21 protein-coding genes are annotated in these 21,443 nt (G+C 71.7%); 12 read left to right on the top strand and 9 right to left on the bottom strand.

Features of this window, described 5'->3' with window-relative positions; genetic code table 11:
- Positions 1 to 58: 58 nt before the first annotated feature.
- Together AC07A6_RS06505 and AC07A6_RS06500 are read left to right on the top strand one after the other, a co-directional pair.
- Positions 59 to 1,297 carry a metallophosphoesterase gene (locus AC07A6_RS06505; RefSeq protein ID WP_478776385.1) on the top strand — a complete coding sequence of 413 codons (1,239 nt, stop codon included), beginning with the start codon at positions 59 to 61 and terminating at the stop codon, positions 1,295 to 1,297.
- Between the two features lie 149 nt (positions 1,298 to 1,446).
- The gene (locus AC07A6_RS06500; RefSeq protein ID WP_362456613.1) at positions 1,447 to 2,262 is read left to right on the top strand and encodes a hypothetical protein; all 816 of its coding nucleotides are present in this window, start codon (positions 1,447 to 1,449) and stop codon (positions 2,260 to 2,262) included.
- Positions 2,263 to 2,451: 189 nt separating this feature from the next.
- On the opposite strand, the gene thiC is transcribed toward AC07A6_RS06500, so the two are convergent.
- Entirely contained in the window at positions 2,452 to 4,239 is a 1,788-nt protein-coding gene (gene thiC, locus AC07A6_RS06495; RefSeq protein ID WP_125813399.1) for a phosphomethylpyrimidine synthase ThiC, read from the bottom strand.
- 210 nt (positions 4,240 to 4,449) lie between these two features.
- Between thiC and AC07A6_RS06490 the strand changes: the two genes are divergently transcribed.
- Positions 4,450 to 5,895 carry a YibE/F family protein gene (locus AC07A6_RS06490; protein ID WP_478776306.1) on the top strand — a complete coding sequence of 482 codons (1,446 nt, stop codon included), beginning with the start codon at positions 4,450 to 4,452 and terminating at the stop codon, positions 5,893 to 5,895.
- 36 nt (positions 5,896 to 5,931) lie between these two features.
- Here AC07A6_RS06490 and AC07A6_RS06485 read toward each other — a convergent pair whose 3' ends face one another.
- The 4 genes from AC07A6_RS06485 to AC07A6_RS06470 form a co-directional block, all read right to left on the bottom strand.
- Positions 5,932 to 6,381, bottom strand: a complete 450-nt coding sequence (locus AC07A6_RS06485; protein ID WP_362456619.1) for an SsgA family sporulation/cell division regulator — start codon at positions 6,379 to 6,381, stop codon at positions 5,932 to 5,934.
- A gap of 97 nt (positions 6,382 to 6,478) precedes the next feature.
- Complete coding sequence (locus tag AC07A6_RS06480; protein WP_362456622.1) at positions 6,479 to 7,249, bottom strand: IclR family transcriptional regulator; 771 nt, start codon at positions 7,247 to 7,249, stop codon at positions 6,479 to 6,481.
- A gap of 182 nt (positions 7,250 to 7,431) precedes the next feature.
- Positions 7,432 to 7,656 (bottom strand): DUF5326 family protein, encoded by a 225-nt coding sequence (locus AC07A6_RS06475; protein WP_386270715.1) that lies wholly within the window; start codon positions 7,654 to 7,656, stop codon positions 7,432 to 7,434.
- A gap of 191 nt (positions 7,657 to 7,847) precedes the next feature.
- Positions 7,848 to 8,165, bottom strand: a complete 318-nt coding sequence (locus AC07A6_RS06470; RefSeq protein WP_125813396.1) for a cupin domain-containing protein — start codon at positions 8,163 to 8,165, stop codon at positions 7,848 to 7,850.
- Between the two features lie 92 nt (positions 8,166 to 8,257).
- Between AC07A6_RS06470 and AC07A6_RS06465 the strand changes: the two genes are divergently transcribed.
- The 5 genes from AC07A6_RS06465 to AC07A6_RS06445 all read left to right on the top strand — a co-directional run bounded on the left by AC07A6_RS06465 (position 8,258) and on the right by AC07A6_RS06445 (position 11,966).
- Entirely contained in the window at positions 8,258 to 8,638 is a 381-nt protein-coding gene (locus AC07A6_RS06465) for a phage holin family protein (RefSeq protein WP_007265269.1), read from the top strand.
- A gap of 11 nt (positions 8,639 to 8,649) precedes the next feature.
- The gene (locus AC07A6_RS06460) at positions 8,650 to 9,159 is read left to right on the top strand and encodes a low molecular weight protein-tyrosine-phosphatase (protein WP_478776305.1); all 510 of its coding nucleotides are present in this window, start codon (positions 8,650 to 8,652) and stop codon (positions 9,157 to 9,159) included.
- Complete coding sequence (locus tag AC07A6_RS06455; protein WP_478776304.1) at positions 9,156 to 10,346, top strand: cystathionine gamma-lyase; 1,191 nt, start codon at positions 9,156 to 9,158, stop codon at positions 10,344 to 10,346. Before AC07A6_RS06460 ends, AC07A6_RS06455 begins: the two co-directional genes overlap by 4 nt.
- A gap of 182 nt (positions 10,347 to 10,528) precedes the next feature.
- Positions 10,529 to 11,425 carry a LysR family transcriptional regulator gene (locus tag AC07A6_RS06450; RefSeq protein ID WP_362456633.1) on the top strand — a complete coding sequence of 299 codons (897 nt, stop codon included), beginning with the start codon at positions 10,529 to 10,531 and terminating at the stop codon, positions 11,423 to 11,425.
- Between the two features lie 61 nt (positions 11,426 to 11,486).
- Complete coding sequence (locus AC07A6_RS06445; protein WP_478776303.1) at positions 11,487 to 11,966, top strand: NUDIX domain-containing protein; 480 nt, start codon at positions 11,487 to 11,489, stop codon at positions 11,964 to 11,966.
- A gap of 33 nt (positions 11,967 to 11,999) precedes the next feature.
- Here the strand turns inward: AC07A6_RS06445 and AC07A6_RS06440 are convergent, their stop codons facing one another.
- Positions 12,000 to 13,184, bottom strand: coding sequence for a globin domain-containing protein (locus AC07A6_RS06440; RefSeq protein ID WP_362456639.1), 1,185 nt, complete (start codon positions 13,182 to 13,184; stop codon positions 12,000 to 12,002).
- 141 nt (positions 13,185 to 13,325) lie between these two features.
- Positions 13,326 to 13,976, bottom strand: coding sequence for an HAD family hydrolase (locus tag AC07A6_RS06435; RefSeq protein ID WP_478776302.1), 651 nt, complete (start codon positions 13,974 to 13,976; stop codon positions 13,326 to 13,328).
- A 136-nt stretch (positions 13,977 to 14,112) separates the two neighbouring features.
- On the opposite strand from AC07A6_RS06435, the gene AC07A6_RS06430 reads away from it, so the two are divergent.
- The 3 genes from AC07A6_RS06430 to AC07A6_RS06420 are packed head-to-tail and all read left to right on the top strand — an operon-like array spanning position 14,113 to position 16,714.
- The gene (locus tag AC07A6_RS06430; RefSeq protein ID WP_478776301.1) at positions 14,113 to 15,006 is read left to right on the top strand and encodes a GNAT family N-acetyltransferase; all 894 of its coding nucleotides are present in this window, start codon (positions 14,113 to 14,115) and stop codon (positions 15,004 to 15,006) included.
- A 16-nt stretch (positions 15,007 to 15,022) separates the two neighbouring features.
- Entirely contained in the window at positions 15,023 to 15,484 is a 462-nt protein-coding gene (locus AC07A6_RS06425) for an N-acetyltransferase family protein (RefSeq protein ID WP_478776300.1), read from the top strand.
- A gap of 54 nt (positions 15,485 to 15,538) precedes the next feature.
- Positions 15,539 to 16,714 carry a winged helix DNA-binding domain-containing protein gene (locus tag AC07A6_RS06420; RefSeq protein ID WP_478776299.1) on the top strand — a complete coding sequence of 392 codons (1,176 nt, stop codon included), beginning with the start codon at positions 15,539 to 15,541 and terminating at the stop codon, positions 16,712 to 16,714.
- A gap of 30 nt (positions 16,715 to 16,744) precedes the next feature.
- Here AC07A6_RS06420 and AC07A6_RS06415 read toward each other — a convergent pair whose 3' ends face one another.
- Entirely contained in the window at positions 16,745 to 18,130 is a 1,386-nt protein-coding gene (locus tag AC07A6_RS06415) for a serine hydrolase domain-containing protein (RefSeq protein ID WP_362456654.1), read from the bottom strand.
- Between the two features lie 9 nt (positions 18,131 to 18,139).
- Positions 18,140 to 19,603, bottom strand: coding sequence for a replicative DNA helicase (gene dnaB / locus AC07A6_RS06410; protein WP_362456874.1), 1,464 nt, complete (start codon positions 19,601 to 19,603; stop codon positions 18,140 to 18,142).
- A gap of 452 nt (positions 19,604 to 20,055) precedes the next feature.
- Between dnaB and AC07A6_RS06405 the strand changes: the two genes are divergently transcribed.
- Positions 20,056 to 21,393, top strand: coding sequence for an MATE family efflux transporter (locus AC07A6_RS06405; RefSeq protein WP_478776298.1), 1,338 nt, complete (start codon positions 20,056 to 20,058; stop codon positions 21,391 to 21,393).
- The last annotated feature ends 50 nt before the right edge of the window (positions 21,394 to 21,443 follow it).

The raw sequence follows: 21,443 nt of genomic DNA, 5'->3' as shown, positions 1-21,443 counted from the left end.
ATCACGGACCCTCCGCCCCGGAGGTGAGGAGGGTCCGCAGGTGTACGGCAGCGCGACGGTGGTGGAGGGGTCGATGACTCAGGGGGCCGGTCAGGGACCCGCGATGCGGACGGACACGCTGCGGGACTTCCGGGTGCCGGTCGTCGAACCCGCGCCGTACACCGCGCCCGCCGCACTGCCCGGCGAACCCCCCGTGTACGGCGAGTACCCCGCGTACTACGACGAGAGCACTCCCGCGCCCCCGCGGCCCGCCTACGCCCCCGACCGGCCCGCCGCGGCCCCTCACGCCCACCCGGGCACGGAGACGGTCCCGCAGCAGCGCACCGCGGGCGACGGCGAGTACGACGACGGCGGTGACGACGGCTACACGCCCACGCAGCGCGACCTGCCCATCATCGTCCGCGGCTCGGCCGGCGGCCCCGGGGACACCGTGCAGGTCCAGTACGTCCCCCAGGAGAACCCGGGCTCCGGCCCCGGCCCGCTCTACGTCGTGGGCGACGTACACGGCTACCTGGACGAACTCATCCGGGAACTCCAGGCCCAGCACCTCATCGACTCCGAATGCCGCTGGTCCGCCGGCAACGCCCGGCTCTGGTTCCTCGGCGACTTCACCGACCGCGGCCCCGACGGCATCGGCGTCATCGACCTCGTCATGCGGCTCTCCGCCGAGGCCGCCGCAGCCGGCGGCTACTGCAAGGCCCTGATGGGCAACCACGAACTGCTCCTGATCGGCGCCAAGCGCTTCGGCGACACCCCCGTGTCCTCCGGCGCCGGAACCGCCACCTTCCAGGCCGCCTGGCTCCTCAACGGCGGCCAGCGCACCGACATGGAGCGTCTGGAGGACGTCCACCTCCAGTGGATGTCCCGCCTCGACGCGGCGACGCTGCAGGACGGCCACCTGCTGCTGCACTCCGACACCACGGCGTACCTGGACTACGGCGACTCCATCGAGGACGTCAACGACACCATCCACGAGCTGCTCAACCGCAACGACGCCGACATCACCTGGGACCTGTTCCGCAAGTTCACCAAGCGGTTCGCCTTCCGCGACGAGGAGACCGGCCCCCAGGCCGTACGGGAACTCCTGGCCACCTACGGCGGCGGCCGCGTCGTCCACGGCCACAGCCCCATCCCGTACCTGCTCGGCGAGGTGGGCACCGAGGACGGCGACGACTCCCACGGCCCGGAAGCCGTGGACGGGCCGCACGTGTACGCCGACGGGCTGGCCATCGCGATGGACGGCGGAGTGACGATGGCGGGCAAGCTGCTCGTCGTTCAACTACCTCTGCGCGACTGAGCGTTCTCGGAGCGGGGTATTTCAGCAAAGCCCCTGTCACGGCGTGGCAGGGGCGCTCTACCATCGCTCTATCCGTAGCAGGCTCTCCTCCGTTTGTGCCGGAGCCCCGTATCTACGCGGGCATACCGGCACGTACGGAGCATCGGGGGATGCACATGACCAGCGCTCCGCACCTGCTGACCGAAGACCGACCGGAGTTCGACCGGCTCCTCGACGAGGCGCTGCGCACCGCGGACGAACGGCCCGAACTCGCCACTCTCGGCGAACGGCTGAACGCCGAACAACTGCGCACCATGGCCCTGGCCGCCACCGCGCTCCTGACCGCCGCGGCGGCCGCCGAGTACGACCACTACGTGAAGGTGCGGGAGGAGCTGCGCGACGGGGCCCTGTCGGCCTCCGGGACGAACGCCGAGGACGGCGGCGAGGACCAGGACGGCGGGGCCGGCGTGAGCGCCGTGGTCGGCGTCCTCGCACCGGTCCTGGCGGGCACGGCCATGCTGATCTTCCTGCTGGTGGGATACGGCCTCAAGATGATCGACCCCGCCCCGGCCTTCGCCGAGACGATGCTGACGGCGGGCTGGCTCTTCGGCGGGCTCACCGTGGCCGCCCTGGTGTTCGCGGTGGTCGGGCTGCTCGTGACGGCCCTGCGCAACAGCTCCACGGAGGTCGCGGCGGAAGAGAGCGTGCCTATACCCGACGAGCTCTCCCGCGCCCGGGAGGCCTGGCGGAACGCACTGCTGGAACGGGGCATCGTGCCGTTCCTGCGCGACGCCCTGGCCGACCCGACCGCCGGGCCGGGCTACCCGGTGCCGCGCACCCCGGGGGCCGGACGGATCCCCAGCCTGGGCTACACGCGTCCGGACTTCACGAGCCCGGGCCCGAACTCCCAGGGCCCACGCCCCGGTTTCAGCTCTCCGGACTTCACCAGCCCGGACTTCGGCGGACCTGACCACGACCCGGAGTAGGCCACCGGCCCCCGGCACCGGCTGCCGCTGCCCGTCCGGCCCTGCCGGCCCTGCTGCCCCTGCCGGCCCCTCCAGCCCTGCCGGCCCTGTTTCACGTGAAACATCCGCCCCCACGGGCTCAGCAGGGAACGGCGAAGACCGGCCGACGACTCCCCCCGGAATGCCGTCGGCCGACCCTCTACGCACCCGTCAGTCGGCCAGCGGCAGGTAGACCCTGTTGCCCGAGGCCGCGAACTCGGCGGACTTCTCCGCCATGCCCGCCTCGATCTCGTCGGCCTTCAGGTCACCGCCGTGCTCACGGCGGATGTCCTGCGAGATCTTCATGGAGCAGAACTTCGGACCGCACATGGAGCAGAAGTGCGCGGTCTTGGCCGGCTCGGCAGGGAGGGTCTCGTCGTGGAACTCACGGGCCGTGTCCGGGTCGAGGGCCAGGTTGAACTGGTCCTCCCAGCGGAACTCGAACCGCGCGTCCGACAGGGCGTCGTCCCACTCCTGGGCGCCCGGGTGGCCCTTGGCCAGGTCCGCCGCGTGCGCGGAGATCTTGTACGTGATGACGCCGGTCTTCACGTCGTCGCGGTTGGGCAGGCCCAGGTGCTCCTTGGGCGTCACGTAGCAGAGCATCGCGGTGCCCCACCAGGCGATCATCGCGGCGCCGATGCCCGAGGTGATGTGGTCGTACGCGGGCGCGACGTCGGTGGTCAGCGGGCCGAGCGTGTAGAACGGCGCCTCCTCGCAGATCTCCTGCTGGAGGTCGATGTTCTCCTTGATCTTGTGCATCGGGACGTGGCCCGGGCCCTCGATCATCGTCTGGACGTTGTGCCGCTTGGCGATGGTGTTCAGCTCGCCCAGCGTCTTCAGCTCCGCGAACTGCGCCGCGTCGTTGGCGTCCGCGATGGAGCCGGGACGCAGGCCGTCACCCAGCGAGTAGGTGACGTCGTACGTCGCGAGGATCTCGCAGAGCTCCTCGAAGTTCGTGTAGAGGAAGTTCTCCTTGTGGTGCGCGAGGCACCAGGCGGCCATGATCGAACCACCGCGGGAGACGATGCCGGTCTTGCGACGGGCGGTCAGCGGCACGTACGGCAGCAGCACGCCGGCGTGGACCGTCATGTAGTCGACGCCCTGCTCGGCCTGCTCGATGACCGTGTCCTTGTAGATCTCCCAGGTCAGGTCCTCGGCCTTGCCGTCGACCTTCTCCAGGGCCTGGTACAGCGGCACGGTGCCGATCGGGACGGGGGAGTTGCGCAGCACCCACTCGCGGGTGGTGTGGATGTTGCGGCCGGTGGAGAGGTCCATGACCGTGTCGGCGCCCCAGCGGGTCGCCCAGGTCATCTTCTCCACCTCCTCCTCGATCGAGGAGGTGACGGCGGAGTTGCCGATGTTGGCGTTGACCTTCACCAGGAACTTCTTGCCGATGATCATCGGCTCGATCTCCGGGTGGTTCACGTTGGCCGGAAGCACCGCGCGGCCTGCGGCGATCTCCTCGCGGACGACCTCGGGGGAGACGTTCTCGCGGATCGCGACGTACTCCATCTCCGGGGTGATCTCGCCCCGGCGGGCGTACGCGAGCTGCGTGACGGCGGCGCCGCCACGGCCTCGGCGGGGCTGGCGCGGGCGGCCCGGGAAGACCGCGTCGAGGTTCTTGAGGCCGCCGCGCGGCGAGGTGTGCTTGATGCCGTCGTCCTCGGGGCGGACGGGGCGTCCCGCGTACTCCTCGGTGTCGCCGCGGCCGATGATCCAGTTCTCGCGCAGGGGCGCGAGGCCGCGGCGGACGTCGGTCTCGACCTGCGGGTCGGTGTACGGACCGGACGTGTCGTAGAGCGTCACGTCCTTGCCGTTGGTGAGGTGGACCTGGCGGACCGGCACCCGGATGTCGGGGCGGGAGCCCGCCACGTAGCCCTTGTGCCAGCCCGGCTGGCGCTCGGTCTGACCGTCGGCGTTCTGGCTGACGGCAGGCGTGCGTGCGTCCTGAATGGTCATGAGACCTATCTCCCTACGCCGGCATTACCCGGTAACAGGTTCGGCGGTCGACGCAGCCTCCTCCCGTACGCATTCTCATGCGCGTACGGTGATCAGCGCCCTCTCAGCCCGGTGCTCCGAGCTCCCGCGTTGTGCAAAGTAGCCCCCACGTTAGCGCCGTGTGTGGCGTGCTGAACAGTGGGCCCCCTCATCTCTTGCGATGATCTGCCGGTGACGTCCTCGCCGCAGCCTCCCCACGAGCCCACAGAGCCCTTGGGCCACACCGGCCACGAGCATGCGTCCCACGGGCATGCCGCAGACTCCTCCCACGGGCATTCCCAGGGCCACGGACACGGGCACGGTCATGGCCACAGCCACGGCCACGGTCCGGCCGCTCCGGTCTCCAAGCACCTGCGCAAGGTGATCGCCGCCGTACTGATCCCGTTCGCCGCCGCCGTCTTCGTCGGCATGGCCCTGCTCTGGCCCGGCGGCGCCCCCGCGCACGAGCGCACCGGGGTGGGCTTCGACCGGCAGACCCAGCAGGGCAAGGTCGTCGCTCTCGCGAAGGTCGACTGCAAATCGGTGAACGCCGCCCAGGTCCCTCCCACGGGTGACACGTCCACCCCCGAGGGCCGGGAGGCGCAGGCCGCCCAGACCGGCGAGTGCAAGAAGGCCACCGTCGAGGTGACCAGCGGACCGGATCAGGGCCGGGCCTTCTTCGAGATCGTCCAGCCGGGCGCACCCCGGCAGTTGGAGAAGGGCCAGGAGGTGGTGGTGGCGTACGCGCCGGACGCGCCCCGGGACCTCCAGTACTCGGTGATCGACGTGAACCGGAAGTTCCCTATGGCGCTGCTGGCCGGCATCTTCGCCGTCGCGGTCGTCGTGGTGGGCCGGATGCGCGGCCTCTTCGCCCTCATCGCGCTCGTGGTCAGCTTCGGGGTCCTGACGCTCTTCATCCTCCCGGCGATCCTGCAGGGATCGAACCCGTTGCTCGTAGCGGTCATCGGCGCCAGCGCGATCATGCTGATCGCCCTCTACATGTGCCACGGGCTGACGGCGCGGACCTCGGTCGCCGTCCTCGGCACGCTGGTCTCGCTCCTGCTGATCGGGGTGCTCGGCTCGCAGTTCATCGGCTGGGCGTTCCTGAGCGGCAACACGGACGACAACACCGGGCTGATCCACGGGCTCTACCCGAACATCGACATGAGCGGTTTGCTGCTCGCAGGCGTGATCATCGGATCCCTGGGCGTGCTCGACGACGTGACGGTCACCCAGACCTCGGCCGTCTGGGAACTCCACCAGGCGGACCCGGACATGGGTCCGCGCGCCCTGTACCGGGCCGCCATCCGGATCGGCCGCGACCACATCGCCTCGGTGGTGAACACCCTCGTGCTGGCGTACGCCGGCGCCGCACTGCCGCTCCTGCTGCTGTTCTCGATCGCGAACAGCAGCATGGGGACGGTGGCCAACAGCGAGCTGGTCGCGGAGGAGATCGTACGGACCCTCGTGGGCTCCATCGGGCTCGTGGCCTCGGTGCCGGTGACCACGGCGCTGGCAGCGCTGGTGGTCTCCGCCGACCGGCCCGGATCCACTGACGGAGCGGCCGGCAGCCCGGCGGCCCGTCCGGCGGCGGCGCCGGCCCGCGGCGGACGGGGACGGCGCCGCCGCAAGCGCTGAAGGGCGGGGCGGGGGCCGGAACCGCCCGGCCCCGCATCAGCCCAGCTTCCGCCCGTCGTGCCGGGACTCCGAGAGGATCCTGCCGAGCGCCTGGTCGAGGCTCTCCTCGAAGTCGCCGAGGTTGCGCTCCTGACCGAGCGGAACGAGCCGGTCGGTGCGGTCGAGGAACGCGACGAGCGGGCCCGCGCCGGCCCGGAACAGGGCCCGGTCGCCACCGACCTGAAGCCGGATGTGAACGTCGGACAGCTCGTCGGGATCGGTGGGCGCGATGTGCACGTCGCCGTCACCGCTCGGCTTGTTGATGCCGTCGAGAAGCAGCTCCCGGCCGAACGCCCAGGTCACCGGGGCGTCTCCGGGAAGGTGGAAGGTCAGGCGTACCGCGTAGGGGTCACGGGCCTCGTACCGGAGCTCCACCGGGATCCGGAACGCGAGCTCCTCGGAAACGAGGAAGCTCATCATGACCTCTGCCTGTACCGACTCGCGCATTGCCTACCCCGCTGTAGTGGAAGTGGCCAGGAATGATCCCCCAGGGCCGTCTTGACAAGGGTGGTGGAAGCGCCAGCAGATCACAAGGAGTGAGTTTTCAGATACTGATAGAGAAGGAGAGGGTGCTCAACAGCGCGCCTACTTCACTCCGTAGTCGATCAACCGCATAGAGCAATCGGTCTTCTTGGTGCACGGGAAGGGAAATCGCCATGGTCGCGGCGGCATCGCCGGCCGTGATCGGGATGGCGGCGCACACCGTTCCGAGGGCGTACTCCTGACGCTCCGTAACCGGCTGCATCCGTTCCAGGGAGCCGATCCGCTGCTCCAGGGCGTGTACGTCCCGGACCGTGTAGGGCGTGATGCTCTCGACCGGGTGCCGGTCGTAGTAGTCCCTGCGCGTCTTCTCGTCGAGCTGGCCCAGCAGGCACTGGCCGATGGCGTGGGCGTGGCCGGTCGCGCGGAAGTCGGCCCACTCCTGGCAGGCCGGGTTGGCCGGGGTGTCCGAGACGCCCACGACCTCGATCTCACCCTCTCGGTAGACCGCGAAGTAGACGGGGGCCCCGACCGCGTCGCGGAAGTGCGCGAGCGAGTCGAGGATCATGCTGCGACGTTTCTGCTGAAGTCCGCCGCCCGCCAGCCGGCCGGCCGCGTCGCCGAGTACGAAGACCCCGCCCTCGCGGCGCAGATAGCCCTCGTGCGTCAGGGTGCGCAGCAGGTGGTACGCAGTGGGGAGCGGGAGCCCGGCCTCGCGCGCCAGCTGTTTCGCCGGGGCTCCCCCGCTATGGGACCCCGCCGCTTCGAGGAGCCTCAACGCCCGCTGCACCGAACCGATCAGGGTCGGGACACCGGGATTGTGAACCGAAGGCAAAGCTCACCCCCAGGCGTGGCGGCGGGCCTCGGGGTGGCCCGCTCTGCGGGGGCCGCCCCCAGGGAACGGCACGGATTGCCACCCTATCGGCCGGTTCCTGCTGTGTGGGCGGTTCGGCCGGTCCCGTTCCCCCGCCTGGGTCAATCCCCTTACCCGTTGGGGGCAGGGTGACGGCGCGGGTCCTACCAGTCGCCGGAGGAGGTCTTCGCTCCGCTGCCACTGCCGCTGAACTTCTTGACCACGAAGATCAGACCGCCGACGAGGGCGACGAAGAGCAGCGCCTTGAAGGCGAACGAGATCAGCGCGCCGAGGATGGAGGTGATCACTCCGCCGAAGACGAAGAGCGCCAGCAGCGGAACGGCGACCCACTTGACCCACCAGGGCATGCCCGCGAACATCGCTCGGATCCCGTCCATGTTCCTACCTCTTCCTCGTCAGTGACCCCGTGAGTTCGTGACTTCGCGAGTCATCGGGTCCGTTTCTTCCCTCGCTCTCGATGCTAGGAGGCGGCGGCCCCGCGCAGGGGGCCGTGAGCCCTCGGAACCCCCTGACCCGCCCCCTAGGGGGATCAGGGGAACGACCCTCAGACCGGGGCGGATCAGCCCTCCGGCGGGGAGAAGACCACCATCACCTTCAGGGGCTCGGTGATGTGGTGGAACTTGTGCGGCACCCCCGCCGGAACGTAGACGACGCTGCCGTTGGCCACCACCGTCGTCTCCTCCCCGACCGTGATGGACGCCCGCCCGCTCACCACGAAGTACACCTCGTCCTGGCGGTGCGGCTGCTGCGGGTCGCTCTGCCCGGCATCGAGCGCGTACAGCCCGACCGACATGTTCCGCTCCCGCAGGAACTGCAGATAGGCGCCGTTGTTGGCGGCGCGTTCCGCCTCGAGCTCGTCCAGCCGGAAGGCCTTCATCTTCGCTGTGCCCCTCGCTCTTGCCCGTGGTGCCCCGGGATCCGCTGATCTGCCGATGCCCGTCCCGGATCTTCTCTGCCACGATCAGACACATGACGAATTTCGTAGTCAAGACGCTCGCCAACGCGGCGGCCCTGGCCGTCGCCATCTGGCTGGTCTCGGGCATCACGCTCGACGACGGCAGCAGCACGGGCCGCCGCGCGCTGACGCTGATCCTGGTCGCGCTGGTCTTCGGGCTGGTCAACCTGATCGTCAAGCCCGTGGTGAAGCTGCTGTCGTTCCCGCTGTTCATCCTCACCCTGGGCCTGTTCACCCTGGTCGTGAACGCCCTGATGCTGATGCTGACCTCCTGGCTGGCCGGGAAGTTCGACCTCAGCTTCCACGTGGACGGCTTCTGGACCGCCGTCCTCGGCGGCCTGATCATCTCCATCGTCTCCTGGGCCGTGAACCTGGCCCTGCCCGACAAGAACTGAGCGGACCGCCCATGTACCGCGTGTGCTTCGTCTGCACCGGCAACATATGCCGCTCTCCCATGGCCGAGTCGGTCTTCCGCGCCCGCGTCGTCGAGGCCGGCCTCGACGGGCTGGTCGAGGTGGACAGCGCCGGCACCGGCGGCTGGCACGAGGGCGACGGCGCCGACCCGCGCACCGTCGCCGTGCTGGAGGCCGCCGGGTACGAGCAGGACCACCGGGCCCGGCAGTTCCGGGCCTCGTGGTTCGACCGCCTCGACCTCGTCATCGCCCTCGACGCCGGCCACCTGCGGGACCTGCGCGCACTCGCGCCCACCCCGGAGGCCGCCGCCAAGGTCCGGCTGCTGCGCTCCTACGACCCGGCGGCCCCGGCCGCACGGGCCGGCGTACCGGACGCGTCGGACGTGCCCGATCCGTACTACGGCCCGTTCAACGGGTTCGAGGAGTGCCTGGCCCTGGTCGAGGCGGCCAGCACCGGACTGCTGGACGCCGTACGCACCGCCGTGAAGGAGCACACCCCGTGAACGAGCACACCCCAGGCGGGCCGGCCGCGACCCCGGCCCCGGCCCCGGCCCCGGCCGACCTGTACGGCGAAGGCACGCGCGCCGTACGCGCCGGGCTCCCCGAGCCCGCCAAGAACGAACCCCCGCTGCCCGGACCGGTCTTCGCCGCGCACTTCCACCTCCCCGGCGAGGCCTCCGGCCCGTACACCTACGGCCGCGACACGAACCCCACGTGGACCCTGCTGGAACGGGCCGTCGGGGAACTGGAGGCGCCCGGCGAGGAGGGGGTGGAGACCGTCGTCTTCGCCTCCGGCATGGCGGCCGTCTCCGCCGTCCTGCTCTCCCAGGCCCGCACCGGCGACACCGTCGTCCTGCCCTCCGACGGCTACCAGGCACTGCCGTTGGTCCGCGAGCAGCTCGAAGCGTACGGAGTCCGCGTGCGCACCGCGCCGACCGGCCGGGACGCGCAGCTCGCCGCCATCGACGGGGCCCGGCTGCTGTGGATCGAGACCCCGTCCAACCCGGGGCTCGACGTCTGCGACGTACGCCGCCTCGTGGCGGCCGCGCACGCGGCGGGCACCCTGGTCGCCGTCGACAACACCCTCGCCACCCCGCTCGGGCAGCGGCCCCTGGAGCTGGGCGCGGACTTCTCCGTCGCCAGCGGCACCAAGGGGCTCACCGGCCACGGGGACCTGCTGCTCGGCTACGTCGTCTGCCGCGACCCGGAGCTCGCCGCGGCCGTCCGCCACTGGCGCAAGATCGTCGGGGCGATCCCGGGGCCCATGGAGGCCTGGCTGGCCCACCGTTCCCTGGCCACCCTCCAGCTGCGGGCCGGACGCCAGTGGGGCAACGCGCTGGCGGTGGCCGAGGCGCTGGCCGACCGGCCCGAGGTCACCGGGCTGCGCTACCCGGGGCTCCCCTCGGACCCCTCCCACAAGACGGCCGTCCGGCAGATGCGCGGCTTCGGCTCGGTGGTCTCCTTCACCCTCCCGGACCGCGCGCACGCCGAGCGCTTCATGACCGCCCTGCACCTGGTCGAGGACGCCACCAGCTTCGGCGGGGTCCGCTCCACCGCGGAGCGGCGCGGGCGCTGGGGCGGCGACGACGTGCCGGAGGGCTTCATCCGGTTCTCCGCCGGGGCCGAGGACCCCGAAGACCTGGTCGCCGACGTGCTCCGGGCCCTCGACTCCGCGGCCGCCGGGGCCTGACCGGCCCAGGGAGCATCAGGGCGGTCCGAGCCTCCCCCCTGGTGGCTCGGACCGCCCCGGGTTCCCCGAGAGAAGAACCACGCCGACAAGGCTAGTTGACTCAGCGTCAGAGTCCAATCACGGTAACGACAGGGGCCTATCGGCATATTTATAGTTGAAGGCCCCCACCGAGAGGGGCCGCCATGGACCTGGCCCTGCTGCGCACCTTCGTCGCCGTGCACCGGGCCGGCTCGTTCACCCGGGCCGCCGCGCTCCTCGGGCTGTCACAGCCCGCCGTCACCTCCCAGATCCGCACCCTGGAACGGCAGCTCGGCCGGCCCCTGTTCCACCGGCGCGCCCGGGGCGTCACCCCCACGGCCGTCGGGGACGAACTGGCCCACAAGGCCGCCCCGCACCTCGACGCGCTGCTCCGGATCGCCGAGAGCGAGCGGGAGGCCGCCGGGGCCCTGCGGACCCTGCACCTCGCCGGGCCCCCGGAATTCCTCTGCCTGCGCGTACTGCCCGCCCTCGCGCCCCTGGTCGGCCAGGGCCAGACCCTGCGGACCGTCCTCGCACCCGGCACGGAGGAGAGCCTGGCCGGTCTGGCCGCCGGGCAGCACGACCTGGTCGTCACCACCGGCCGGCCGCGCGGCGGCCCCTTCACCACCACCGTCCTCTGCGACGAGGAACAGGTGCTGGTCGCCGCTCCCTACTGGGCCGCCCTGGCCGACCCCGCCGCACTGAGCGCTTCCGGCCCCGCGGCACTCGACGGGATCCCGGTCGTCGAGGTCCACGAGAGCCTGCCCCTGGTCACCCGCTACTGGGCCGCCGTCTTCGACTCCGTGCCCGACTCCGCCGCCACCGTCGTGGCCCCGGACCTGCGGGCCGTACTGGGATGCGTCCGGGCCGGCGCAGGGCTCGCCGTCCTGCCCCGCTACCTGTGCCAGGACGCCCTGGACCGCGGTGAGGTCGTCTCCCTGCTGGAACCCGCCGTGCCCCCGCTGCGCACCTGGTTCCTCGTCGTACGGGCGGGCAGCCTGGCGCTCGCCCACCTCGCCCGGGCCCACGACCGCCTGCTGCGCGCCGCGGTGCACTGGTGAGTGCCTCGGGTTCCGGACGATGGCGCGTTTCGGAAGGGCGGACGTGGGCCACTCTTCTCCCATGACCGAACGTCCCGTGGTCAAACGCACCGCCCGCGCGATCCTGCTCGACGGTGACGACCTGATCCTCATCAAGCGCACCAAGCCCGGCGTCGACCCGTACTGGCTCACTCCCGGCGGCGGTGTGGAAGCCTCCGACAGCACCGTCGTCGACGCCCTCCACCGGGAGATCCACGAAGAGCTCGGCGCCAAGGTCACCGATGTGGTGCCCTGCTTCGTCGACACCGTCGAGCACATCGCCTCCGGGGGAGTGACCGGGGTGAAGGTGCAGCACTTCTTCGTCTGCCGGCTCGCGTCCATGGACCCGGACCTGCGCCACGGCCCCGAGGTCGACGAACCCGAGGGCGAGTACGAGATCGTCCACGTGCCCTTCAGCCGGGTGGGCATCGCCGCAGTGCACCTGGTGCCGCTCTCGCTGCGCCACTACCTCGACGGCAACATCGAGGGGGTACGCGCCATGCACGCCCCCGACCTGGGCTGACGGCACCGGGAGGGGCAGCGGGCCGATCCGTGCTCAGCCGGCCACGCCCGCCAGCTCCTCCAGGGCGTCGAAGCGGATCCGCTCCCCGGGGATCCCGATCCGCTTCAGCGCGTCGACACCGCTGCGGACCATCGCCGGCGGCCCCGAGATGAAGGCGTCGTACGAGCTCCAGGGCCCGTTCTCACCGACCGCCTGCGGCAGCTGTCCCGCCAGCCCCTCACCGATCACCGGGCGGACCGACAGCCACGGGTGGGAGCGCTGCAAGCCGAGCAGGGTGTCCTTGTCGTACAGGTCGTGATCGCTGCGCGCCCCGAAGAAGACCTCCACCGGGCGCCGCTCGCCGTGCTCGGCGACGTCCTCGATGAGCGCCTTGATCGGGGCGATGCCGGTACCGCCGCCCAGGCACAGCATGCCGTTGTCGGTGCTGTGGTCCACCACCATCGAACCGGCCGGCGGCCCCAGTCGCAGGACGTCGCCCGGCCGGGCGTGCCGCACCAGGGCGTTGGAGACCCAGCCCGCCGGGACGGCCTTGACGTGGAAGGACAGCAGGCCGTCCGCGCGGGGCGCCGAGGCGAAGGAGTAGTGCCGCCAGACCCGCGGCCACCAGGGGGTCTCCAGGGTGGTGTACTGGCCGGCGAGGAACGGGTACGGCTGGTCGGGGCGGACCGTCAGCACGGCGATGTCCGAGGTGCGCAGGTCGTGCGAGACCACCTCGGCGTGCCACCAGGCCGGCGCCCTTGCCGCGTCCTCCGCCGCCGCGTCGATCATCGTCTGCGAGATGGCCGTGTACGCACGCACCCACGCCGCCTCGGTCTCCGGCCCCCAGGTGAGCTCCGCGTACCGGGCCAGCGCACCGATCAGCGCCTCGCCGACGGCCGGGTAGTGGGCGGACACGGTGCCGTACTTGCGGTGGCCCGCGCCGAGCCGGCGCAGGTACGGGATCAGCACCGCGGGGTCGTCGATGTGCTCGGCGGCGGTCAGCAGGGCCTTCAGCAGCCGGTCGCGCTGGACGTCCATGGCCGCCGGGAACATCTCCCGGACCTCGGGGTGCCCCGTGAAGACCAGGGCGTAGAAGTAGGAGGTCACCTTGTCCGCGACGGGCGCGATCTCCGCGAGGGTCCGGCGGATGAGCACGGCGTCCGGGGAGGGCTCGATGGCGCCGCCCCCGGAGGGTATCCGGCCCGTCGGTCTGGCCGATCTGGTGGGCGGAGCGTCCATGCGGTGCCTCGCTTCGAGCATCTCGGTCGGGTCTCACACGCCACGGCCCCGAATCCGTGGTTCCGGGTTTCACAGCGTGCCAGCCGACCGAGAGCGCGGCGGAGGAATGGAAGAAACGGGGTTTCGAACCCCCTTTTCCCCTTAAGATGCCTCGACTCCCGGGCGCGCCGCGCCCAGGAGCTGGTATGCCTCCCGGAGGTCACGGCCCTGGTAGACGTGCGTGGCCCGGGCCGCCAGGTGGGGGCGCGCGTTCACCGCGACCGAGCGGGGCACCGCCTCGAAGAGCACCGCGTCGGTCATCGAGTCCCCGTACGCGACGCAGTCGGCCCGGCCCACTCCGAACCGCGCGCACAGCGAGTCCGCGACCTCCACCTTGCGCTCCGGCGTCAGGATCCCGGCCACGTCGACGGGCGCGGTGAAGGGCACCGCCGGGAAGACCGAGCCGTGCGCGGCGTGCGCCCCCCACTCCATCAGCAGCTCCACGAAGAACGAGGGGGACAGCGAGATCACCGCGCAGTAGTCACCGCGCTCCCGGATCTCCGTCCAGACCTCCTGGATGCCCGCCAGCCAGGGCGATCCGTCGAAGGCCGCCCGGACGTGGGCGGGCGTCAGCTCCGACCACAGCTCCCGGGCCGCAACCGAGAACTCGTGCGGGCCGATCTCCCGGGCGCTGAAGGCCCGCTCCAGCTCGGCGATCTCGGTGTCCACTCCGAGCTGCCGGGAGATCTCCACGGGTGCTGCCGAGCCGTACATCAGGGTGCCGTCGAGGTCGAACAGGTGCAGCGAAGTCATAGCTGCCGAGGCTATCCGCTCCGTCGGGCGAGCCCGATGTTTCACGTGAAACAACCGCGGTTTCACGTGAAACATCGGCTTCCCGGATCCCTCAATTCCCTGGACTCGCCGCAAGCCGATGATCCACTCTGGGCCGGTGACACCACCACCGCTCACCGACCTGCCGATCCGCGCACTGACCACGGAAGACCTCCGTCGCTGCGCCGACCTGTCCGAAGACCGCGGCTGGCCGCGCGAGGACCACAAGTGGGGGCTGCTGCTCGCCGCCGGCGACGGCTACGGGATCGACGCGCCCGACGGCCGCGGACTCGCCGCCGCCTGCGTCGTCACCCGGTACGGAGACCCCGGAGCGAAGCCCGACCTCGCCGCCATCGGGATGGTCCTCGTCGCCGACCGGTACGCCCGCCAGGGCCTGGGCCGGCACCTCATGAGGCACGTGTGCGACGACGTGCTCGCCGGCGTCCCGCTCACCCTGCACGCCACCCCGTACGGCCGCCCGCTCTACGAGGAGCTCGGCTTCGACACCACCGGCCGCGCCGAGATGCTCCGGGGCGCCTTCCGCCCCGAGCCGGACGGCGCCGCCGCCGGCCCCGCCGGTGTCCGCGTCCGCCCGGCCTCCGCCGAGGACCTCCAGGGGATCGTCCGGCTGGACACCGAGGTGTTCGGCACCGACCGGACCCACCTCATCACCCGGCTCCCGGCCTTCACCGACAGGCTGCTGGTCGCCGAGGACCGCTCCGGGGCACTCATCGGCTACGCCTCGATCTGGCCCAACATGGACACCCATGTCGTCGGCCCCCTGATCGCCCGTGACACCGCCACCGCCAAGGCCCTGGTGTCCGAGCTGGCCGCCGGCACCGGACGGGACCTGCGCACCGACGTGGACGTACGCCACGAGGGACTCCTCGCGTGGCTCAAGGAGCGCGGACTGGGGTCCGTGGCCTTCAACGCCGTCATGACCCGGGACATCCCGGGCCTCCCCGGGGACTGGTCCCGCCGCTGGGCCCCGCTCACCGTCGCCGCCGGCTGAAAACGAGGAGACCGCCATGACCGGAGCCCCCGAGCTCACCATCCGGCCGGCCACCGAGGCCGACCTGCCCGACATCGTCGCCATGCTCGCCGACGACCCGCTCGGCGCCACCCGCGAGTCCCCGGACGACCTGGCCCCGTACGCCGCGGCACTGAAGCGGCTGACCGACGACCCGCACCAGCAGGTCGTCGTCGCGGTCCGCGCCGAGCGCGTCGTGGGCACCCTCCAGCTCACGATCGTCCCCGGCCTGTCCCGCAGGGGCGCCACCCGGTCCATCATCGAAGGCGTCCGGATCCACGCCGACGAGCGCGGCAGCGGCCTCGGGACCCGATTCATCGAGTGGGCCGTCGAGCGGTCCCGGCAGGAGGGCTGCGTGCTGGTCCAGCTCACCTCGGACGTGAGCCGCACGGACGCCCACCGGTTCTACGAGCGGCTCGGTTTCACCGCCTCCCACGTGGGGTTCAAGCTCCAGCTCTGAGCGGTCCCGGCAAGGGCCGGGCCGCTGTCGGCGGCCCGGCCTACGATCGGGAGGATGAGCACCGGCCTCCCCGTCATCACCACCACCGAGCGTCGCCACCGGCTGGGCCGGCGGCACCGCCTCGCCCCCTCCGTCCGCGCCGCCGCCCCGGCCCAGGCAGCGGACGCGGTCGTCGCCCTGCACGCCACGGACGCCGCGACCGTCTTCCTCTCCCTCCGCGCCCGGCTGGCCGACGGCGCGCCCGCCGCGGTCGAGCAGGCCCTCTACGGGGACGTCAGCCTCGTCCGGATGCTCAGCATGCGGAACACCCTCTTCGCCGTCTCCACCGAGCTCGCCCCGTACGTGGACTCGTCCACCGCCCGGGGCATCGCGGCGAAGGAGCGCCGGACCCTCCTCAAGCACCTCGCCGACGACGGCCAGGGGCTCGACGCCGACTGGCTGGAGCGGGCCGAGGCCGCCGCCCTGGAAGCGCTCGACGCCCTGGGCGCCGCAACGGGCAGCCAGCTCTCCGCGGCGGTGCCCGCCCTGCGGCAGAAGATCACCATCGGCCGGGGCAAGAAGTACGAGGCCGAGACCGGTGTGGCCACCCGCGTCATCCGCCTCCTGGCCGCCGACGGTCTCATCCGGCGGGACCGGCCGCGCGGGACGTGGACATCCAGCCAGTTCCGGTGGGTGCACACGCAGCCGTGGTCCGACGTGCCCGCCGCCGAGGCGCGTGCCGAACTCGCCCGCCGCTGGCTCCACGCGTACGGCCCGGCCACCGAGGCCGACCTCAAGTGGTGGACCGGCTGGAGCCTCACCGACGTGCGCAAGGCCCTGGCGGCCGTGGGCCCCGAGCAGGTACGCCTCGACGGCGGCGGCACCGCGCTCGTCTGCCCCGGTGACACCGGGCCCGAGCCGGCCCCGGAACCCTGGGCCGCGCTGCTGCCCGGCCTCGACCCCAGCGCCATGGGCTGGGCGGACCGGGGCTTCCACCTCGACCCCGCCCACCGGCCCGCCCTGTTCGACTACGCGGGCAACATCGGGCCGACCGTCTGGTGGAACGGCGAGATCGTCGGGGGCTGGGCCCAGCGCTCCGACGGGGAGATCGTCTGGCGGCTGCTGGGCGACCCGGGCCGGGCCGCCGAGGAGGCGGTCGCCGCAGAGGCAGCCCGGCTCACGGACTGGGTGGGCGACGCCCGCATCACGCCCCGCTTCCGCACCCCGCTGGAGCGCGAACTCGTCGCCTGAGCCGGGCCGGGCGCGCGGCCCCGCCAGGCGTCAGCCGATACCGCGCCAGCCCTGCGGGTCCGCCCCGCCGGGCACCGGGGCCGCCGGGTCGTAGGGCTCGCGCGTGAAGACGAACGACGCGAGGTCGAGGTGGCTCACGGAACCGTCCTCGCGCCTGACGGCCCGCAGCGTCTCGCCCGCGTAGTAGCCCGTCAGGCCGGTCCAGGTGCCGTCCGGTTCGGCGCGGAACCGGGCCGGACGGCCGGTGGCGCCGACCGGGCTCAGCTCCAGCGAGCCGTCCTGGTTCAGCCGCAGGACCTGGGCCGAAGTGCCCCAGTACCAGGGCCCGCACAGCTCCAGCGGCACCTGGTCGTCCTCCTTGAACGGACGCCAGGGCTCGGGGATGCGCGGCTCCGCCTCCGAGACGATCGCGACGAGGTCGGCGGCCACCGTGGAGGCCGGCAGGCCCGAGGTGCAGTTGGCCATGACGACCGCCGCCACGTCGTCCGCCTCGCTGAACCAGAGGCCCGCGACGAAGCCGGGCAGCGAGCCGCCGTGCCCCGCGAGCCTGCGCCCGCCCTGGTCCGCCAGCTGGAGTCCCAGACCGTAGCCGAGGTCGGCCGAGCCGGGCTCCGGGGGCGCCACCGACGTACGCATCTCCCGTACGCTCTCGGCACTCAGCACCCGGTCGTCACCCCGCATCAACAGCCGCGCGAAACGGGCCAGGTCACCGGTGGTGGACCACAGCTGACCGGCCGCCGCCATCAGTCCGAGGTCCTCGGACGGCTCCGGCATCATCACGTCCGCCCACGGGTGCACCGCCCAGCCGCCCGCGTGCGGGGCCTGCGGCAGACCGCTCGTACGGCCGAGCCCCAGCGGCTCCAGCACCTCGGCGCGCAGCACTTCCTCCCACGGCTTGCCCCGGAGCGCCTCCACGAGCGAACCCAGCAGGGTGTAACCGGGGTTGGAGTAGTGGAACCGCGTTCCCGGCACGTGCTTGAACGGCTCCTCGCCGAGCACGTCCGCCAGCTCCGGCCGCAGCGCCGCCGGCGAGCGCTCCCACCACTCGCCCGGCGTCTCCGCCGCGAGACCCGAGGTGTGGGCCAGCAGCTGGCCGATGGTCACCTCGTCCGCGCCGCTCCCGGGCAGGTGCTTGCCCAGCGGGTCCGACAGGTCCAGCAGGCCCTCGTCCCGCAGCCGCATCACCAGGACGGCGGTGAAGGTCTTGGTGATCGAGCCGATCCGGTACTGCACGTTCCCGTCCGGCCCGTGGCCCTCCACGCAGGTCCGGGAGCCCTCCCAGACCACCTCGCCGCCTCGTACGACGGCCGCGACCAGCGAGGGGGACCGGCCCTCGCGCTGGGCGACGGCGACCCGGTGCCGCAGGGCACGCCGGGTGGCGGGGAGCAGGTCCAGGTCTTCAGAGAGCGCGTCCATGATCGGATGCTACGTGTTGGCCATGTCCACGAACCGCGAATAGTGGCCCTGGAAGGCCACGGTGATGGTGGCCGTCGGACCGTTTCGGTGCTTGGCGACGATCAGGTCCGCCTCGCCCGCGCGGGGCGACTCCTTCTCGTACGCGTCCTCGCGGTGCAGCAGGATCACCATGTCGGCGTCCTGCTCGATCGAGCCGGATTCACGCAGGTCGGAGACCATCGGCTTCTTGTCGGTGCGCTGCTCGGGGCCACGGTTCAGCTGGGAGAGCGCGATCACCGGCACCTCGAGCTCCTTGGCCAGCAGCTTGAGGTTTCGGGACATGTCCGAGACCTCCTGCTGACGGCTCTCGGGCCGGCGCGAGCCGCCCGACTGCATCAGCTGGAGGTAGTCGATGACGACGAGGGAGAGGTCGTTGCGCTGCTTGAGCCGGCGGCACTTGGCCCGGATCTCCATCATCGACAGGTTGGGGGAGTCGTCGATGTACAGCGGGGCGGCCGAGACGTCCGGCATCCGCCGGGCGAGCCGGGTCCAGTCGTCGTCGGTCATGGTGCCCGACCGCATGTGGTGCAGCGCCACCCGGGCCTCCGCCGAGAGCAGGCGCATGGCGATCTCGTTGCGGCCCATTTCGAGGGAGAAGATGACGCTCGGCAGGTTGCTCTTGATGGAGCAGGCGCGGGCGAAGTCCAGCGCGAGCGTCGACTTGCCCATGGCGGGGCGGGCGGCGATGACGATCATCTGGCCCGGGTGCAGGCCGTTGGTCAGGGAGTCGAGGTCGGTGAAGCCTGTCGGCACGCCGGACATCTGGCCGGAGCGCGAGCCGATCGCCTCGATCTCGTCGAGCGCGCCCTCCATGATGTCGCCCAGCGGCAGGTAGTCCTCCGAGGTCCGCTGCTCGGTGACGGCGTAGATCTCGGCCTGGGCGCTGTTGACGATCTCGTCGACGTCGCCGTCCGCCGCGTAGCCCATTTGCGTGATCTTCGTACCGGCTGCGACGAGGCGGCGCAGGACGGCCCGCTCGTGGACGATCTCCGCGTAGTACTCGGCGTTCGCCGCGGTCGGCACGGACTGCACCAGGGTGTGCAGGTACGAGGCGCCGCCGACCTTGCCGATCTCACCACGGCGGGTCAGCTCGGCGCCGACCGTGATCGGGTCGGCGGGCTCACCCTTCGCGTACAGGTCGAGGATGGCCTGGTAGATCGTCTCGTGCGAGGGCCGGTAGAAGTCGTGGCCCTTGAGGACCTCGACCACGTCGGCGATCGCGTCCTTGGACAGCAGCATGCCGCCGAGCACCGACTGCTCGGCGTCCAGGTCCTGCGGCGGGACTCGCTCGAAGCCGCCGCCTCCGCCGTCCCAGGAGCCGCCCTCGCGGCCCCGGTCCTGCTGGTCGTCGCCGCGTCCGCGGCCTTCGCCGCCGCGGCGCGAGCGGGCGGGCAGACGGTCACTGGGACCACTGTCGGCCCAGGGGTCGTCCATGGGCTCGGGCATGCTCACCGGGCCACCTCCTCCCGTCCGCAACGCGGACCTCGCCGTGACAATCTTTCTACGACACGGCTCTGACATTTGGGACACCCGAAACGGCTCTGGGCGCGTCGGGCAACGCACAACGGTAGGGCCGCGAGCGACGTCAGCCAATCTTGTTATCCACAGGCTGTGTGGATGAGATGTGGACGACGGAGCCAATGCTGTGGGTAAGTCGCCCGAAGCTGTGCACAGACCGGGGGACGACGCTGTGGACAAAATCACCCGACCCCTCCACGCACCCATCCTGACCTGCGGTTTCCTCTTCCGCGGGCGGCGGTGGAGAAAATTCTTGGCCACTGTCTCAAGATCGCCCCCAACGGGCCGGAAAGAACGCCCAAGTCAGAGCCTTGGTAAGGATCCCAAGACCCTTGCATCCATTACCTGTGGAAGATTAGATTGAGCACATGACACAGGCCCCCACCACCGCGAAGCCGATCGCGAGACGGCACGACCGCGAGATCCTCGCACTCGCCGTGCCGGCCTTCGGCGCGCTCGTGGCCGAACCGCTCTTCGTGATGGCCGACAGCGCCATCGTGGGGCACCTCGGCACCCCCCAGCTGGCCGGCCTCGGCGTAGCGGCGGCGCTCCTGACCACGGCCGTGAGCGTCTTCGTCTTCCTCGCCTACTCCACCACCGCGGCCGTGTCCCGGCGCGTCGGCGCCGGCGACCTCCAGGCCGCCATCCGGCAGGGCATGGACGGCATCTGGCTCGCCCTGCTGCTCGGCACCGCGGTCCTCGTCGCGGTCGTGCTCAGCGCGCCCGGCCTGGTCTCCCTCTTCGGGGCATCGGAGACCGCCGCCCCTTACGCGGAAACGTATCTTCGGATCTCCGCGCTCGGCATCCCCGCCATGCTCATGGTCCTGGCCGCCACCGGCGTCATCCGCGGCCTCCAGGACACCCGTACGCCGCTCTACGTGGCCATCGGCGGCTTCGCCCTCAACGGCGCCCTCAACGTGGCCCTGGTCTACGGCGCCGGCCTCGGCATCGCGGGATCGGCCTGGGGCACGGTCATCGCCCAGTGCGCCATGGCCGCCGCGTACCTCTTCGTGGTCGTCCGCGGCGCCCGGCGCCACGGCGCCTCCCTGCGGCCCGACGCGGCCGGCATCCGCGCCTGCGCCCAGGCCGGGGTGCCGCTCCTGGTCCGTACGCTGTCCCTGCGCGCCATCCTGATGATCGCGACCGCCGTGGCGGCCCGGCTGGGGGACGCCGACATCGCGGCCCACCAGATCCTGCTGTCCCTCTGGAGCCTGCTCGCCTTCGCCCTGGACGCGATCGCCATCGCCGGCCAGGCCATCATCGGCCGCTACCTGGGGGCCGGCGACACCGAGGGGGCCAAGACCGTCTGCCGGCGGATGCTGACGTGGGGTGTGGTCTCGGGCGTCGTCCTGGGCCTGCTGGTCGTCCTGGCACGTCCCGTGTTCATCCCGCTGTTCACCAGCGACCCCGTGGTCGAGGACGCACTCCTGCCCGCCCTGCTGGTCGTGGCTCTGGGCCAGCCGGTCTGCGGAGTCGTCTTCGTCCTGGACGGAGTGCTGATGGGGGCCGGCGACGGGCGCTACCTCGCCTGGGCGATGCTGCTGACCCTGGCCGTCTTCGCCCCGGCCGCGCTCCTGGTCCCCGCCCTGGGCGGCGGGCTGACGGCGCTCTGGTGGGCCATGACCCTGATGATGCTCGTCCGGATGGCCACCCTCCAGCTCCGCGCCCGCTCCGGCCGCTGGCTGGTCGCGGGAGCCACCCGGTAGCTCTGGTCGCCGAAACCACCCGCTGACCTGGGAGGCCACCCAGTCACGGG

The organism is Streptomyces sp. NPDC044002, from assembly GCF_056434525.1.
This window is presented reverse-complemented; position numbering and strand designations above follow the sequence as displayed.

Bases quoted from the DNA above. Each gene is read 5' to 3' on its own strand.
- AC07A6_RS06405 (WP_478776298.1), top strand. From the start codon at position 20,056: ATGACACAGGCCCCCACCACCGCGAAGCCGATCGCGAGACGGCACGAC.
- AC07A6_RS06420 (WP_478776299.1), top strand. From the start codon at position 15,539: ATGAGCACCGGCCTCCCCGTCATCACCACCACCGAGCGTCGCCACCGG.
- AC07A6_RS06450 (WP_362456633.1), top strand. From the start codon at position 10,529: ATGGACCTGGCCCTGCTGCGCACCTTCGTCGCCGTGCACCGGGCCGGC.
- AC07A6_RS06500 (WP_362456613.1), top strand. From the start codon at position 1,447: ATGCACATGACCAGCGCTCCGCACCTGCTGACCGAAGACCGACCGGAG.
- AC07A6_RS06460 (WP_478776305.1), top strand. From the start codon at position 8,650: ATGTACCGCGTGTGCTTCGTCTGCACCGGCAACATATGCCGCTCTCCC.
- AC07A6_RS06445 (WP_478776303.1), top strand. From the start codon at position 11,487: ATGACCGAACGTCCCGTGGTCAAACGCACCGCCCGCGCGATCCTGCTC.
- AC07A6_RS06440 (WP_362456639.1), bottom strand. From the start codon at position 13,184: ATGGACGCTCCGCCCACCAGATCGGCCAGACCGACGGGCCGGATACCC.
- AC07A6_RS06465 (WP_007265269.1), top strand. From the start codon at position 8,258: ATGACGAATTTCGTAGTCAAGACGCTCGCCAACGCGGCGGCCCTGGCC.
- dnaB (WP_362456874.1), bottom strand. From the start codon at position 19,603: ATGGACGACCCCTGGGCCGACAGTGGTCCCAGTGACCGTCTGCCCGCC.
- AC07A6_RS06470 (WP_125813396.1), bottom strand. From the start codon at position 8,165: ATGAAGGCCTTCCGGCTGGACGAGCTCGAGGCGGAACGCGCCGCCAAC.
- AC07A6_RS06485 (WP_362456619.1), bottom strand. From the start codon at position 6,381: ATGCGCGAGTCGGTACAGGCAGAGGTCATGATGAGCTTCCTCGTTTCC.
- AC07A6_RS06435 (WP_478776302.1), bottom strand. From the start codon at position 13,976: ATGACTTCGCTGCACCTGTTCGACCTCGACGGCACCCTGATGTACGGC.
- AC07A6_RS06415 (WP_362456654.1), bottom strand. From the start codon at position 18,130: ATGGACGCGCTCTCTGAAGACCTGGACCTGCTCCCCGCCACCCGGCGT.
- AC07A6_RS06425 (WP_478776300.1), top strand. From the start codon at position 15,023: ATGACCGGAGCCCCCGAGCTCACCATCCGGCCGGCCACCGAGGCCGAC.
- thiC (WP_125813399.1), bottom strand. From the start codon at position 4,239: ATGACCATTCAGGACGCACGCACGCCTGCCGTCAGCCAGAACGCCGAC.